Here is a 16,444-nt window from a genome sequence, read left to right as displayed (position 1 = left end):
TTAAAATAGTGTTATACGGTTTATAAGAGTGTTCTCAATGCGTGCTTTTCTTCTTTTTATTGGTTGGTCATCATTTTTTAGCAGTTTTGTCGATGGAGCGCTGCGCTTTTATGCTTTATGGGTTATTAGTAGCTCAGATATAATTAATTTTTATCTTTCATTAGATGCTTTTCTAAAGCAATACGTAGAGTTTATATATTGGGTTAAGCAAGTGGCATTTTTAGTTATGCCAAAAAGCATAGCAGTATGGCTATTTGGTGTTCCGGCTTTGATTTATTTTCCCGTTAGAATATTAATGAGTATTGCTATTGGTTGGTGGGCATTGAAAAAAGTCGAATCGATAGATGCTCAACGTCAAATCGCGTAACGAATCACTCCAAAAGGCTAAAAGCGAACCGTTCACTCTCCCCTGCTTAAGTTGTTCCAGAACACTATTTGCCCGTATTCATTGCCGGTGAGCATGGTGCTGCAGGCAGTGTTAACCTCGCATTATTTAACGATGTTTTTTTGATGAAATAGTCATGAGTAAACTAACACCTGAACAAGGATAGCTTTAAGTAAGTATTCGCTAATCAAACTGCTTTCAGCATTGTGTCAAGTGTGGTGCCAAGTATAGTTTTTATAAAATTTAGGCATAAAAAAACCGACAGAAGTCGGTTTTTTTATTTCACTTTTAAGCACTGCTTATTTACTAAAAGTAAAATAATTAGTGGCATCCCTAAGGGGATTCGAACCCCTGTTACCGCCGTGAAAGGGCGGTGTCCTAGGCCTCTAGACGATAGGGACACTAAAACAAAATGATAATAGTTAATTTAACTATCTCACGTTTTGTATCTGATTGTTAAATGTTAAAAACACTTATCAATCTAAGGTAATGGTGGCATCCCTAAGGGGATTCGAACCCCTGTTACCGCCGTGAAAGGGCGGTGTCCTAGGCCTCTAGACGATAGGGACACATTAATACCAAATGAAATACTTAGTTATAAACTTACCGTAAAAAGCTCTAGCCTAGTGAACTTATGATAATTTTATATATTTCATAGTATGCGTCAAAAACACTTACCATTAACTTATCTAACTCTTTTTAACTAAAAATGAGTGGCATCCCTAAGGGGATTCGAACCCCTGTTACCGCCGTGAAAGGGCGGTGTCCTAGGCCTCTAGACGATAGGGACACATATAAACTCGAAACACTTTAGTATAATAAAACCGTATAAAGCTCTAGCCTAGTGAACTTATGATTTACATATATATTTCTTGTTTGTGTCTAAAACACGAACTCATTTTCTTTTTTACTTCCGTAGAAGTCTTCCGAAGAAGTGGCATCCCTAAGGGGATTCGAACCCCTGTTACCGCCGTGAAAGGGCGGTGTCCTAGGCCTCTAGACGATAGGGACACTAAAACGATAAAACAAAGTATATAACTTTTGTTTTTATAACTCGACAACTTAAGCAGTTATCCAATTATAGTTATCTTTTTAACTATCTTTTAATAATGTAAACACTATTAAATAATATTGGTGGAGCTATGCGGGATCGAACCGCAGACCTCTTCGCTGCCAGCGAAGCGCTCTCCCAGCTGAGCTATAGCCCCACATAGAAATAAAACAAGTGGCCTAATACTTATCTTAATTCTCCTCCTAACAAGTAATCGAGTTACTCGTTGAAAGCGAGGCGCATTCTAAGCAGCGACCATGATACTGTCAACCCTTATTTTAGATAATAGTGCATTTTTTTAAAAGATTTAGCTTAACTGATTACTTAAAGAACAAGTTGGCTATTTTTTGTCTTATCAATTGTTTATAACTGAATAAAAGCTAATATAACGATAAGCCAATAGCGATAATACAGAACTTGATTTTATAAACATCATTTAATCTCCTGTTTATCTAAGCGATTCAATGTAAAACTCTACCCTACGACTTTATTTATCGTATAATTAGCGTTATGGTTAACATTCAATTGAAAAAAATAATTTTTATATGCAGCTAAAAAAGCTCAACGTTGTTGCCATTGGTGGTGGACATGGTCTTGGCCGTGTACTTTCTACCCTGTCCTTTTTAGGAAACCAACTTACTGGCATTGTCACTACTACAGATAACGGCGGCTCGACTGGTCGTTTAAGAAAGCGTAGTAGTTCTATCGCTTGGGGTGATTTACGCAATTGTTTAACTCAACTGGTTGATGAAAAATCAGTTGGCAGCCAATTATTCGATTTTCGTTTCGATGGTAATGATGAATTAGGTGGTCATAACCTTGGTAACTTAATCTTATATGGTTTAGGTGAAATACATTCCCGCCCTCTTGACTCAATAAAGTTAGTTAGGCGATTATTAAGAGTGAAAACCCCCGTTCTACCGATGTCGGAAACTCCAACAGATCTTATGGCTTTTTATCCAGAAGGACGTTGTCGAGTTGGTGAGATATCGGTTGATGAAATGTCGATGATGCCAAAAAGCTTAATGTTAGCGCCATTAGTGAAAGCATTACCCAGCAGTATCGATGCCATTTTAAATGCTGATTTAGTGATTCTAGGCCCAGGTAGCTTCCTAACAAGCGTGATCCCACCATTACTGGTGCGTGATATCAGTAATGCCCTAGAGCAAACAAACGCACATAGAGTATTCATTGATAATATTGCCGCTGAAAACAGCCCTGCTGCTGCCCTGTCATTAGATGAAAAGCTGGCTTGGATTGAAGAGAATATTGGCTGTTTACCGATTGATAGCGCAATATGCCACGACAGCAATGTAACATCAAAACGCATCAGTGTTTGTCATCATGAACTCAGTAGCGATACCGTCAGCCATTACCACAGTCGTGATAAGTTAATTGCCGCGTTAAATATGTGTATCTCTAAAGCTAACAATAGTCTCGATGACTCTCTGCCTACTGCGGTCAATTCTAATTAAACTCTCCTAAGCTACATAAAATTAAACCCCTTTAAAAATAACAAAGCCAACAATGTTCTTGTTGGCTTTGTTATAATTTATATTAGCTCTTAACACTACTTATGATTTTCATCTTGGCTTATCCGGCTAGCAACAGCGCCCATTTGACCTTTATACTTCGCATTATCACGCTTGTTGTATGGCCTTACCGCACTTGATGACATAGTTTCAAAGTTAAGTGCCGCAATCGTCATTTTAGGTCTTAATGCTAAGGGTAATTTACCGCTATTATAAAACTCTAAAACAATTTGTCCTGACCAGCCTGGATCAATTCGGTGTGCAGTAACATGCACCATTAGTCCTAAGCGGGCCAATGATGAGCGACCATCTAACCAACCGACAATATTATCTGGCAAGGTAACAGACTCATAGGTTACAGCTAAAGCTAATTCACCAGGGTGAAGAAAAAACGCTTCGCCATCCGGAATATAAATTTCATCACTCATGACAGAGTTCATGGCTTTTTGCATTTCTTCTTTCGGGCCACTTAAATCAATGTAAGGCGCGGTATGATCTTGAAATACTCTAAATTCATTACCTAGACGGATATCAACACTGACACCTGAGATCATACTGCTATCAGGTGTTGGCGAGATTTCAATCTGCCCTTGGCGAATGCTTTCTTCTATATCTTTGTCACACAATCTCATGATTATTCTTCTTAGGCTTAGTTGTTATATCAAACGAATACTTTGATGCTTCGTTTAACATTATCTCGATGAACAGCCTAGTCGTTGCCGCTCATCGGTAAATTATTTTAGGTCTTATCACTCAACCACAATATTTGCTGTGGTTGGGCTACGCATATCTAATTGATAATACAATTGCGCAGCGACTTTTCGCGCTATATTACGATACAGCTGGGCTATTTCTCCAGTGCTATTTTCATTTATTATACAACGACCGGTATCTGCATCTTCTCGTATACGGATATCGAGTGGTAATTGGCCAAGTAACTGGGTATTAGCTTCATGGGCAATACGCTTACCGCCACCATCTCCGAATAAGTGTGAATGATGACCACAATTTTCACACTGGTGATAGCTCATGTTTTCAATAATGCCCAGTACCGGCAGTTTTACTTGCTCAAACATCGCCATGCCCTTGATGGCATCGGCTAAAGCAATATCTTGCGGCGTGGTGATCACAACGGCACCAGCAACAGGCACTTGCTGTGCTAACGTAAGTTGAATATCGCCAGTGCCTGGCGGCATATCAACAATAAGGTAATCAAGCTCAGGCCAATCGGTTTCGTTCAGTAATTGCGAAAAGGCACGACTTGCCATAGGACCGCGCCATACGGTGGCATTAGCATCATCAACTAAAAAGCCAATTGACATCGCGCTAAGATGATTAACGTCAAGTGGTGTGATCAACTTACCATCACTAGATGTAGGCTTAGCACCTTTTAAACCCAACATCGTGGGAATCGACGGGCCATAAATATCAGCATCTAAAATCCCAACATGGCAGCCTTCAGCAATAAGGCCGTATGCTAAGTTAACGGCAGTTGTTGACTTGCCAACCCCCCCCTTGCCGGAAGATACCGCTATAATATTTTTTATACCTTGAATTTTATGTTGCCTCACGGCGGCAATATGATATTCAGCATCAAGGCTAATTGCTTGTTGAACTAATTCAGTCAATTGCTCAGCAATATCGTACAGTTCGCCATCACAAGGAAAAGGTAACGATAACTTAATAACAAGGCTTTTTTTAGCCATTTCCATCGACACAGCTTGGGCAATCGAGAGTATGCCTTGGGGAAAAATATCAGAACGATAAGCATCAAGAAAACCTTTGATAGCTTGTTGGCTTTCAGCACTCACTTCATTTTTAGAAAATAGATTTTTAGATAAGAAATTTGATAACATTTTTAAAACGCGCTTTTATCTGGTCTTTATGTCATAAAGACGATAATTCTTAATGAAAAGTAATGACAAATTCTGTACCATTCCCTGCATAATTACCACCAATAATATGTAAACTTTATATGTCTTTATCAAAGTCATCTGTACCATCTACAGATAAGCGTAAAATTTTAGTTACTTGTGCTCTTCCTTATGCCAACGGCTCTATTCATTTAGGTCATTTATTAGAGCATATTCAAACCGATATTTGGGTTCGTTTCCAACGTATGCGTGGCCATGAAACTTATTTTGTTTGTGCTGACGATGCACATGGCACGCCTATCATGCTTAAAGCACAAGAGCTTGGCGTAACACCAGAGCAAATGATCGCCGGCGTTCGTGAAGAACATATGGCTGATTTCGCTGACTTTCATATTAGCTTTGATAATTACCATTCAACACACAGTGATGAGAACAAAGCTTTTGCTGAAGAAATTTATAATCGCTTACACGCGAAAGGTCATATAAAAACTCGCACAATATCACAGTTGTACGATCCGGAAAAAGGCATGTTCTTACCTGATCGTTTTGTTAAAGGCACTTGCCCTAAGTGTAAAAGCGAAGACCAAAATGGCGATAGCTGTGATAACTGTGGTGAAACCTATTCACCAACTGAAGTGCTAAACCCACGTTCTGTAGTTTCAGGCGCAACACCTGTTTTACGTGACTCAGAACATTATTTCTTCGACCTACCCGCTTTTGGCGATATGTTGCAAGAGTGGACTCGCAGTGGTTCATTACAAGAAGAAATGGCTAACAAACTAGCTGAATGGTTTGAGTCAGGCTTACAGCAATGGGACATCAGTCGCGACGCACCTTACTTTGGCTTTGAAATACCTAACGCACCAGGTAAGTATTTCTACGTTTGGCTAGATGCGCCAATTGGCTACATGGGCAGCTTTAAAAACTTATGTGATAAAACCGGTATCGATTTTGACGCGTTTTGGCAACTAGACTCAGAAGCTGAGCTTTATCACTTTATCGGTAAAGATATTATCTATTTCCATAGCCTCTTTTGGCCAGCCATGCTTGAAGGTGCCGGTTACAGAAAGCCAACATCAGTATACGCGCACGGTTTTGTAACCGTTAATGGCGCTAAAATGTCTAAATCGAAAGGTACCTTTATTAAAGGCCGCACTTATTTAGAGCATTTAAATCCAGAATACTTACGTTATTACTACGCCGCTAAATTAACTAGTCGTATTGACGATTTAGATTTAAACCTTGAAGATTTTGCCCAACGCGTAAACTCTGATCTGGTTGGTAAAGTAGTAAATATCGCTTCTCGTTGCGCCAGCTTTATTACTAAACGTTTTGACGGCATGCTTTCAACTAACATTGACAATCAAGCCTTAGCTGATGAAGTAATGGCCGCCGGCGATAGTATTGCCGCACATTACGAATCGCGTGATTTTGGTCGCGGTATGCGTGAAATAATGGCGCTTGCTGACAAAGTTAACGAATATATTGCCATTAAAGAACCTTGGCAATTAGTTAAAGACGAAACAAAGCAACAGGAAGTCCAAGATATCTGTTCATTGGGTATTAACATGTTCCGCACGTTAATGATTTACTTAAAACCTGTACTGCCTGTATTAGCTGATAGCACGGCTGAGTTTTTAAATGATGATTTAATCTGGGAAGGTCACAAAACTTTATTAACTGATCATAAAATCAATAAATTTAAAGCCTTACTACAACGTGTTGATATGGATAAAGTCAACGCGATGACAGACGCTTCAAAAGAAAACTTACTGGTTAAAGCTGAAGACGAGAAGCCCGCAAAAGCGAAAAAGAAAGCTAAGCAGGAAAAAGTGGTTGATAACAGCGCAGCATTAAACGATCCATTGGGTAGCGACCCTATTAGCGAAGAAATTCAATTTGACGATTTTGCCAAAATTGATTTACGTATTGCTAAGATCATCAACGCTGAACATGTTGAAAAAGCAGATAAGTTGCTGAAGTTAACTTTAGCACTTGATAGCAAAGAAAACGGTGAAACTCGTCAAGTCTTCGCCGGCATTAAATCAGCTTATCAACCTGAAGATCTTATTGGCAAGCACACCGTAATGGTCGCTAATTTAGCACCACGTAAAATGCGCTTTGGTATGTCAGAAGGCATGGTATTGGCTGCAGGTCCTGGTGGAAAAGACTTATGGATACTTAATCCGGATGACGGTGCTCAACCCGGTATGCGTGTTAAATAACAAACATTGACTTTTGTTAACGCATAATTAACAAGGTAAACCTCGACATTAAGCAGGTTGTGCCTTTATATACAGGATGTAAGGTATGCTGCGATCACATGGATGTGAAAGAGCAGCGATATACAAGATGTAAGGTATGCTGCGATCACATGGATGTGAAAAAGCAGCGATATACAGGATGTAAGGTATGCTGCGATCACATGGATGTGAAAGAGTAGCGATATACAGGATGTAAGGTATGCTGCGTTCACATGGATGTGAAAAAGCAGCTATTTACAGCAAATGCGCTATGTTACAGTCACATGAAACTAAAATAGCAACAATTTACAGCAAGTATCTTTCATCCACTTTACTATAATGTGAAAAGTAGTAACAACCCATAATACGCTTATCAGCTATGACAATATTGAAACTTAGTCAAATCCCATTATCGACCCGCATTCTTATCGCTATGGCCTTTGGGCTTATTGTCGGTAGTATTAACGTACCGCTATATTCAATGGTTAGTCATCTGGCTGACGCCTTTGTTATGTTGTTACAAATGACGGCACTGCCTTATATTTCATTATCGCTTATTGTTGGTATTGGTGGTTTGTCGGCCAGTAAAGCCAAACTGGCACTTAAAAGTACTTTAGTGCTGATTATTTTGCTGATGACGTTAATGCTCTGCTTTATTTTAATGGCACCGCTATCATTTCCCAACTGGCAAAGTGCCGAGTTTTATAGTGCTAACACCGTAAAAGTTAGCCAAGAATTTAACTTAGTTGAATTATTTATTCCATCGAATCCGTTCAATGCTTTTGCTAACGCTATCATCCCTTCAGTGGTATTTTTTAGTGTTTTTATCGGTATTGGCTTAATGCCAATTAAAAATAAACGTCAGTCTTTGGCTGTATTAAGTAATTTAAAACAATCTGTGAGCAATATAAGCAGCTTAGTTATGCGCTTTGCCCCTATTGGCATATTTTGTATCGGCTGGCGAGCTGCATCAACACTTGATGCTTCACAATTAGACGGCTTAATGATCTATGTTGCTAGCTCACTTGTGTTAGTGGCTTTGTTATCTTTTGTCGTCTTCCCTGCCCTGTTAGCGACCATAACCCCTTTTGGTTACCGTGCGATATTAAAAGCGTCGCGCGAAGCAATGATCACTGCATTTGCCACCGGCAGCTTTTTTGTCGTTATACCAATTATTGTTGAAAAAGCAAAACAGCTCATTGCCACACAATATGCACATATCGACAATGCAGACAAAGTTTCTGAGGTAATTGTACCTATCAGCTACAGCTTACCTGTGGGTGGTAAGTTATTATCGCTGCTATTTGTTTTATTTGCTGCTTGGTTCTCTGGCGCCTATATCAGTTTTGAAGATTACGTGAAGCTTATCGTTATTGGTATTCCACAGTTATTTGGCACCAGTACTTTGGCAATGCAAAATCTATTAGAGTTATTTAATGTTTCACATTCGATGTTTGATTTTTTTATTGTCTCTGAAAACTTGGTTGTGGGCCGTTTATCGGCATTACTCTCCGTAACTTTTGCCAGTTGCTTGCCGTTACTTGTTGCCACGAGTATGGCTAAATCATTTCGCCTAAAGAAAAAAGCACTGATAAAATATCTGCTTATCATTCCAACATTATCCATACTTGCCTTTATGGGCTTGAAGTTTGGATTTAGCGCGATCAGTTATCAATATCAAGGCTATGCTAAATTTATTGAGCGAGACTTTCTCATGGACGATGTTAAAAGTCGTTATTTAGATAAAGCAGCGCAAAGTAGCGAAACCGCTCAGCCTTTTGTTGGCGTGCTTACGCGCATTAAACAACGAGGGTTTATTCGTGTTGGGTATTTTCGTGATGACTTGCCTTATTCATTTCACAATAACAACGGTAAGTTGGTCGGTTTTGATATTGAAATAATGAACCAACTGGCGATTGATCTCAATGTTGATATTGAATTTGTAAAAATATTTCGTCGTCAAGCTAAGTCATTACTAGCTTCAGGTTACCTTGATATTACAACAGGTGTACCGGTTATTCCTGATAATATGGCGCAGTTCACGTTAACCATGCCATACAGTACACAGAGTATTGCAATCATAGTAAAAGACGAACGTCGCGCTGAGTTTACTCAATGGGATAATATCCTGCAACGTGACGATCTTATTTTGGGTATACCTGAGAGCTTCTATTATAAAAAAGCCATTGCTAAAACCTTTACGCACGGCAAGGCTTGGGAAATATCAACACCACGCTTATTTTTTAAAGCAGAATTTGCTCATATTGATGCCATGGTTTTTGGTGCAGCAGCATCATCAGCTTGGACTTTACTCAACCCAAGCTATACGGTTGTAGTGCCTAAGCCTGAATTAGCACCACTTTATATGGCTTTTCCAATTAATAAAAATGATCATGCTTTTGAACTGTTTATGCGTAATTGGTTAACAATGAAACAACAAAGCAAAACTATTGATCAGCTATTTGACTATTGGATTAAGGGTAACACAAAACCAACAAACTAATTGTGCAACGTGCATAGTATTAGCGAGCTTTTAACAAGCTAAATTAACAGTAATGGTAATAAAAACAATGTATAAAACGACTAAAACAGCGCCGCTGAACAATAAGTACCTCACTCACGTTGTGGTACTTATGGCACTGGCAATTACCGGTTGCGCAAAAATAAATGATGTATCAACTAATCTAGATCGTGATAATTTCAAGCATTACTTTTCGCCGACAAAAGTAAAAATAGTTGAAAAAGAACAAGACCTAGCAGGTAAGTTTAAATTTATCGGTTTAGTTGAGGGCGAGTCTTGCCAAGAAAAAGCCTATCACGCTGCACCGAATGAAATTGACGCCCGCACAGAAGCAAGGCGCAAAGCTTATCAACTTGGCGCAAATGCCATTATTTTTAGCCAATGTGTAATGATAACCGACGATAAAGCGGCAAAATATTGTCAAGCATCAACGGTTTGCTATGGCCGTGCCTTTAAAGTTGAGCAAGAGAAAAAATGACCGACAGTTTTCACTTCAATGTCATTGGAACTGTCGAATCACCTTACAAAGAAAAGTTTGCTATTCCCCGTCAGCCTGGCATTGTCACCGCAGCACAAGGGCAAATACGTTTAACAGGCTCGGCCAATAATGCTGATTTAGTTCGAGGTTTATCCCAGTTTAGCCATATTTGGTTGATATTTGTTTTTCATGGTACCCAAGCACAAGGCTGGAAACCTTTAGTTCGCCCACCACGCTTAGGGGGTAATAAAAAGCTCGGCGTACTGGCAACACGCTCAACATTTAGGCCAAACCCTATAGGCATGTCAGTGGTCAAGCTTGACCGAATAGAGTTACAAAAAACTGAACACCAAGGCTCACAAGTAATTTTGCATATCAGTGAATTTGACTTACTTAATGGCACGCCAATTGTAGATATTAAGCCTTATGTTCCTTATGCCGATATTATTGCTGATGCCCAAGGCGGATATGCTCATCAACAACCAACGAGTAATATTCAAATCATTTTTACAGCATTGGCACTAACGGTAATTGAAAAACATTCAGCATCAACCCCTAAATTACGCCAACTGATTAAGCAGGTCTTAAGCCAAGACCCTCGCCCTGCTTATAAACAAAAGCAGACTGATAATAAAGTCTACGGCATGAGCCTATACGAGTTTAATATTCAGTGGCAATTTGATGATAGCGATACCATTAAGGTTATTTCTGTTGAAGCAAGCAACAGTTAACTTATTCGTTAAGCACTGAGATTATTTATATCAGCCGTCTGATTATCGCCAGTAAAAATAAAGTTAAGCGATAAACTAACCGCTAAAAACTCATCAATATCAGAGCAGTAATTGAATACCCGCATTTGGCATTTTATGGGGAGCGTTATTGCTAGATGAAACGAACAGTTTAATGATGTTGTTCGGCGGTGCTGTTATCTTACTTGGTGTCGCCTTAGCCACAGGCCTATTAGGCAGAAAATCAATGCCAGAAAATTAAAGTAAAAAGCCCTATATTTCCCCCCAGATGTAAAGTCAGTATTAGCCGACAAAAAATTAAGGCTGTTATCAACAGCCTTAATTTACACTAATCAAGCCAACTTTACTTACGTTAACTATTTTTGCTTAACAACCTCACCTGATTTCATGACAAAATCAACATCAAGCAATTCATTAATATCGTTTAACGGACTACCGTGCATAGCAATAACATCAGCTACTTTGCCCACTTCTAAAGTACCAACACTTTTTGATCTGCCAATTAAGTCAGCACCATTGATAGTGGCTGAAACTAGAATATCTTGTGGCGACATACCGGCAGCTAACATCAGTTGTGCTTCTCGGGCATTATAGCCATGCTTTGAAACACCACTGTCAGTTCCGTAAGCTATTTTGACTCCGGCTTGGTAAGCACGTTTAAAGTTTTTGATCATATCACCGCCTACGCGGATAGCTTTAGCGCGAATAGCTGGCGACATAAAGTCAGAGGTCTTTGCCATATTAACCACAGTATCACCCGCCATAAGTGTTGGTACTAAATATGCGCCACCTTTTTTAAATAATTTAATACTTTCTTTATCGGCATAGCTGCCATGTTCAATGCTATCAACACCGGCACGTAATGCTGCATTAATACCAGCGGCTGCATGGGCATGACTCGCGACTTTGCGACCAAGCGCATGGGCAGTATCGACAACTTCCTTAATTTCATCATCTGCCATTTGTTGGCCGGTGCCCGTATCAGTATCTGACAATACACCGCCAGTAGAAGTGATTTTAATCACATCAGCACCAAACTTAATGGCGTGTCGTGTTGCTCGTCGACAATCATAGGGACCATCACACACTGTTTCAGCCGTATGTAAGGTCATTAAATCGGGTGCCATACCATCAACATCACCATGACCGCCAGTAACAGCAACACTTGAACCAGCAGCAATAATTGTCGGCCCTGTTACCCAGCCACGTTTAACACCATCACGTAAGGCAAACATTTGCTCAGCACTGCTGCCTAAATCACGTACAGTAGTAAATCCAGCCATTAAGGTTTTTTTCGCAAAGTAAGCACTTTTCATTAGGGTATCGGCATCAGATAAGTTAACCATTTCACTGTCATTATTTGGGCCTAACTCGCCTTGTAAATGCACATGCATATCCATAAGCCCAGGCATAACAAAGCTCGACGACAAATCAATTAACTTTGCATCATTAGAGAATTTATTTGCTGCAATAAAGCCAGACTTAACTGCTGAAACTTTACCGTCAGTGATCACTAAGGTTTGGTTTTTAAGCGGCGCCTGACCAGCAATAACTAATAACTCTCCGGCATGTATCACTGAGGTTTCAGCCCATGCTGATTGAGATAAGATTGAACTTACAACTAACGCTACGGTGGTGACAGATGACTTTAATGATGTGAACATATTATCGACCTTATTATTATTTTAATGACCTAAATGTATAACTCACCATAACAATACGACAAAGGAATAAGAAAGTGAATGCGATAAAGCGAAAGTTTATTCAGCTAAACAACCATAAAAAAAATCAATTAAGCAGCATGATTGAACAAAAACACGACTTTTGGAGACAAAAAAACCGGCATAGCGCCGGTTTAATAGCAATAGTGTAATAACTTGCTTAGTGGTGATGACCACCAACACCATGGGCGTGACCATGCTCAACTTCTTCAGCCGTAGCAGCACGAACATCAGTCACTTCAATATCAAAAGTTAAAACTTTACCCGCCAATGGTGGGTTAATATCAACGGTGATCATGAATTTACCCGCTTTAACTACAGTAACTTGACGTTGACCAGCTTCAGTATTAACGACTGCTGTCATACCGGCTTTCCATTTAGCACTTGGCGTTGGTAAACCTTGTAAATGCTTTACTGGCACACGTTGAATCGCGTCTTCTTGGCGCTCGCCGTAAGCGTCTTCAGGCTGCAGTGTAACCGAAAATTTATCACCGGCTTCTTTATCAGCTAGAGCATTTTCCAAACCAACTAACATATTTTTATAACCGTGTAGGTAAGCTAGTGGGTCACCAGCATGTGAGTTTTCTAATTCAACACCCGCTTCATCTTTTAGTGTGTAGTGAAACTGTACAACGGTTTTATCGGTAATTTTCATTTTATTTCCATACTGTATTTAGTTACTCACCATAAAATGGCGAATATATTTTTTCGGAGTTTAGCAAAATACTAATACCGCTACCACAGGCAATTGGCTCATAGGGTAAGTTCTACTTAAGGTATATCACCAATATCACACTTTTAAACTTTTGCGCTAAGTTCAAATTAAAAAAGTTAGACCATAGCAAAACCAAAGTTAGACTAAAGCTAAGCCCAGACTAAAACTAAGCCCAGACTAATAAAATGACAACACTGGCAATAATCAACCCCATACCTAAGTACTCTATCAATGATATTTTCTCTTTAAAAATACGGTAAGTAATAAACAGCGTAATAAAGAATTCAACTTGCCCTAACGCCTTAACATAAGCCGCGTTTTGAAAACTAGTCGCAGTAAACCAGCCAATAGACCCTATAACACTAGTAACACCAACAAATAAGCATAAGCGCCATTGTCGTATCATAAACTGAACTTGCTGTTTATCTTGCCAATACACATACACAAGCGAAAACAGTGTTTGCACAGTGATCATAAAAGTTAAGGTAACCGCAGCGCTGAGCAATAAATCGCTATTCAATGCTAAGCTCGACTGACGAATAAGCAAGGTAGTAAGCGCTAAACCTAAACCAGCGGCTAAACCAAAGCCGGCGCCAGGATTTTGAAAAACATCTTTGTAGGTAAATCTCACCTTTGATACTAGCAACACACCAACAACACCAATAACCACTGATAGCCAACCTAAGGCCGTTAAGCTTGCAGAAAAAAGTACCACGCCTAGAACGGCCACTTGAATCGCCTCCGTTTTAGCCAAGCTGGTGGCAACGGCAAAATTTCGATAGTTAAAAGCCGCCACCAAGCATACTGTGCCCAGTATTTGCATTACACAGGCAATTAATGCGTATTGTAAAAATGTGCTATTTAGCTCAGGCATAGTCAGTTGGCGGTAATCTAATACCCACCACAAGTATAACCACGCAAAAGGCAGTGCATAAATATAGCGAACAGCCGTTGTTGCCATGGCATTTAAATGTTGTGTAAGTTGCTTTTGCCCCGCGGTGCGTATAGCTTGCATCAAGGCTGCGAGTAAGGTGAAATAAATCCAAATATCCAAGTAATATCCTGAGTTCAATACATTGATAATTAAGCTGTTACAAAATAGTAATATGCTAGTAAAAAAGTCATATTATTAATCATGATAGCGCCAAGATATAATAATATAGTTATCATTGACGGTATACACTAAGCAATTGGATTGAACCGGTATGAACCTAGTGCCGATAATGAATGACTTAATCATGCCCCCGTGTTTTTGCCTTTGCCCAGGTTAGAAAACAGTCAAAGATAAATAAGCAGCTATTGGGCATACTTAATTTATCCTAGGAAACTCAAATAAAACCGGCGATTAATCCTCTGTAACACAAAGCTAAACATTAACTTCCTTTGGCAGTTGTTGCCAACCAACAAGCTTGCGTATAATCCCCCTATTCTGGCTACATTTTTTAGCCGCTAACTTGGATTATAACCATGAAAAAACTCTCCGCTGTGCAAATAAAGCAGCAAGCGCTGGTACTTGATATTGCTAACAAATTAGAAGAGCAAGGTCGCGCTGAACTCCCAGGCATGCTGCAGTGCTGGTTTGACGTTGAATATCACTTATTTCCAAGCTCACTACTACTGTGTTTTCAGTTCGAAAACGAAAAAAACTTAGACGCTGCAAAGCCTGATTTATTGAAATGGCAAAAACGCTTAAGCGGAGCAATGCTTAAAAAAGGCGTAGTGTTAAAAAATATGCGTAAACATTTAGTATTTACCTTAGAAACACCAGATGAATAAAACCTAGTGGGAGTTTTATCTATAATTAACGTATAGGGCTTACACTTGCGCAACACTAAGGTGTGGCGCACCAAGTACCAAAGTAGAAAACAAAGCTCCCCCTTTAAATACTGATTTAATTTAAACGTGGTTATCTAGCAAGTCTTCCTTAAATACCTCAGCTGTTCCTGCACATTAGCCCCATTCACAAGTATCACAGACATGGGGTTAGCAACTAAAAGCAGCCCGGCGCGCCAATGGGAGATATTGAGCCGTTCTTTATACTTGTTATTGTTGCTTACTATTACCGAACACTCTATCGATGTGAATTTGAACAAGGCAGAGCCCGTGTAGTGTGGGTATTCCAGATAAATAGGCGATATTGCAGCATACATACGGCAGCCAAAGAGTTCATCCTAGGGGGATTTACTCTTTGTTACTGGTTTTTACTTAGCTCACTAGGTTACAAACCTGCCGCTGCTATTAAATTGCCCCTAGATTGAACACATTTCAATAATGGAACATCAACAGGTTCTAACGTTAACTAATTTAATGAAATAGCTTTGTCTCATCTCTGGTCTTTTACTTTAGAAGCGTATTAACCAATTCCATGCGAGATTTTTATGAAAAAAATACTAGCCTTAGTTTTATCATTCAGTACTCTTTTACATGCCTCATTTACTCACGCAGCAGAATCTAAAAAAGCCATATTAGCAGGCGGTTGTTTTTGGTGCATGGAGAGCGATTTTGAAAAGCTCGAAGGCGTAAAGGATGTCGTGTCGGGCTTTACCGGCGGCAAACTTAAAAACCCCACTTATAATGGTAACCATAAAGGTCATTATGAAGCCGTAGAAATCACCTATGACCCTGATGTTATAAGTTACAAAGGTATCTTAGATCATTACTGGGTTAATATTGATCCCTTTGATGCAAGAGGCCAGTTTTGTGATAAGGGCCCAAGCTATTTAAGCGCCATATTTGTAGCTAACAAGCAAGAGCGAAAAATAGCAGAGCAAACAAAACAAGCTGTTATTAACGAATTCCCTGATCAAACAGTGATAACACCGATATTAAATACCAGTACCTTTTATCCTATTAAAGGTAAAGAAAGCTACCATCAAGATTATTATAAAAATAACCCTATACGTTATAACGCTTATCGTTGGCGTTGTGGTCGCGATAGTCGCCTACAAGATATTTGGGGTGACAGAGCAACTCATTAGGAAGTCAATAATTAAAAAATTGATGGGGTCAGTGCTACCCCATCAATTTAATCGTAAATAAAGTAAAAGATACCCTGTTTAATACGTATTTATACAAAGGATAGGTATAAATAAGTTTCCCAGCATGGCAAACAAAACCTTAATTAGGCCAAGTAACAGTGGTTTTTAGGTTTTTAGGTTTTTACATATAATTTTTA

13 protein-coding genes and 5 tRNA genes are annotated in these 16,444 nt (G+C 39.4%); 8 read left to right on the top strand and 10 right to left on the bottom strand.

What is annotated here, in order from left to right; translation table 11 throughout:
* Positions 1-37: 37 nt before the first annotated feature.
* Entirely contained in the window at positions 38-367 is a 330-nt protein-coding gene (locus tag B0169_RS03900) for a hypothetical protein (protein ID WP_077284655.1), read from the top strand.
* A gap of 343 nt (positions 368-710) precedes the next feature.
* Here the strand turns inward: B0169_RS03900 and B0169_RS03895 are convergent.
* The 5 genes from B0169_RS03895 to B0169_RS03875 all read right to left on the bottom strand — a co-directional run bounded on the left by B0169_RS03895 (position 711) and on the right by B0169_RS03875 (position 1,593).
* A tRNA-Glu gene (locus tag B0169_RS03895) sits at positions 711-786 on the bottom strand.
* A gap of 92 nt (positions 787-878) precedes the next feature.
* Positions 879-954 (bottom strand) — tRNA-Glu (locus B0169_RS03890).
* A gap of 145 nt (positions 955-1,099) precedes the next feature.
* A tRNA-Glu gene (locus tag B0169_RS03885) sits at positions 1,100-1,175 on the bottom strand.
* Positions 1,176-1,320: 145 nt separating this feature from the next.
* Positions 1,321-1,396, bottom strand: a tRNA-Glu gene (locus B0169_RS03880).
* 121 nt (positions 1,397-1,517) lie between these two features.
* Positions 1,518-1,593, bottom strand: a tRNA-Ala gene (locus B0169_RS03875).
* Positions 1,594-1,981: 388 nt separating this feature from the next.
* Between B0169_RS03875 and B0169_RS03870 the strand changes: the two genes are divergently transcribed.
* Positions 1,982-2,911 carry a gluconeogenesis factor YvcK family protein gene (locus tag B0169_RS03870; protein ID WP_077284654.1) on the top strand — a complete coding sequence of 310 codons (930 nt, stop codon included), beginning with the start codon at positions 1,982-1,984 and terminating at the stop codon, positions 2,909-2,911.
* Between the two features lie 95 nt (positions 2,912-3,006).
* Here B0169_RS03870 and dcd read toward each other — a convergent pair whose 3' ends face one another.
* Entirely contained in the window at positions 3,007-3,600 is a 594-nt protein-coding gene (gene dcd, locus B0169_RS03865; protein ID WP_077284653.1) for a dCTP deaminase, read from the bottom strand.
* Between the two features lie 117 nt (positions 3,601-3,717).
* Positions 3,718-4,824 (bottom strand): iron-sulfur cluster carrier protein ApbC, encoded by a 1,107-nt coding sequence (apbC, locus tag B0169_RS03860; RefSeq protein WP_077284652.1) that lies wholly within the window; start codon positions 4,822-4,824, stop codon positions 3,718-3,720.
* Between the two features lie 119 nt (positions 4,825-4,943).
* On the opposite strand from apbC, the gene metG reads away from it, so the two are divergent.
* The 4 genes from metG to tsaA all read left to right on the top strand — a co-directional run bounded on the left by metG (position 4,944) and on the right by tsaA (position 10,815).
* A complete protein-coding gene (metG, locus tag B0169_RS03855) occupies positions 4,944-7,067 on the top strand; it encodes a methionine--tRNA ligase (RefSeq protein ID WP_077284651.1) in 2,124 nt (707 codons plus the stop codon).
* A gap of 397 nt (positions 7,068-7,464) precedes the next feature.
* Complete coding sequence (locus B0169_RS03850) at positions 7,465-9,588, top strand: cation:dicarboxylate symporter family transporter (RefSeq protein WP_077284650.1); 2,124 nt, start codon at positions 7,465-7,467, stop codon at positions 9,586-9,588.
* A 67-nt stretch (positions 9,589-9,655) separates the two neighbouring features.
* Positions 9,656-10,084: an Rcs stress response system protein RcsF gene (gene rcsF, locus B0169_RS03845; protein ID WP_158077046.1), complete on the top strand. Its 429-nt coding sequence runs from the start codon at positions 9,656-9,658 to the stop codon at positions 10,082-10,084.
* Positions 10,081-10,815, top strand: coding sequence for a tRNA (N6-threonylcarbamoyladenosine(37)-N6)-methyltransferase TrmO (gene tsaA, locus B0169_RS03840; protein ID WP_077284648.1), 735 nt, complete (start codon positions 10,081-10,083; stop codon positions 10,813-10,815). Before rcsF ends, tsaA begins: the two co-directional genes overlap by 4 nt.
* A gap of 374 nt (positions 10,816-11,189) precedes the next feature.
* Here the strand turns inward: tsaA and B0169_RS03835 are convergent, their stop codons facing one another.
* From B0169_RS03835 to B0169_RS03825, 3 genes are all read right to left on the bottom strand, one after another.
* The gene (locus B0169_RS03835; RefSeq protein WP_077284647.1) at positions 11,190-12,497 is read right to left on the bottom strand and encodes a metal-dependent hydrolase family protein; all 1,308 of its coding nucleotides are present in this window, start codon (positions 12,495-12,497) and stop codon (positions 11,190-11,192) included.
* A 217-nt stretch (positions 12,498-12,714) separates the two neighbouring features.
* Entirely contained in the window at positions 12,715-13,209 is a 495-nt protein-coding gene (locus B0169_RS03830; protein WP_077284646.1) for an FKBP-type peptidyl-prolyl cis-trans isomerase, read from the bottom strand.
* A 226-nt stretch (positions 13,210-13,435) separates the two neighbouring features.
* The gene (locus B0169_RS03825; protein ID WP_077284645.1) at positions 13,436-14,323 is read right to left on the bottom strand and encodes an EamA family transporter; all 888 of its coding nucleotides are present in this window, start codon (positions 14,321-14,323) and stop codon (positions 13,436-13,438) included.
* 413 nt (positions 14,324-14,736) lie between these two features.
* Here B0169_RS03825 and B0169_RS03820 point away from each other — a divergent pair, with 413 nt between their 5' ends.
* A complete protein-coding gene (locus tag B0169_RS03820) occupies positions 14,737-15,045 on the top strand; it encodes a hypothetical protein (protein WP_077284644.1) in 309 nt (102 codons plus the stop codon).
* A gap of 602 nt (positions 15,046-15,647) precedes the next feature.
* Positions 15,648-16,247, top strand: a complete 600-nt coding sequence (gene msrA / locus B0169_RS03810; protein WP_077284642.1) for a peptide-methionine (S)-S-oxide reductase MsrA — start codon at positions 15,648-15,650, stop codon at positions 16,245-16,247.
* The last annotated feature ends 197 nt before the right edge of the window (positions 16,248-16,444 follow it).

It is taken from the genome of Cognaticolwellia aestuarii (assembly GCF_002000025.1).
Lineage (GTDB): Bacteria > Pseudomonadota > Gammaproteobacteria > Enterobacterales > Alteromonadaceae > Cognaticolwellia > Cognaticolwellia aestuarii.
Note: the sequence above shows the minus strand (reverse complement) of the source record. Positions and strands in the feature narration are given on the sequence as shown.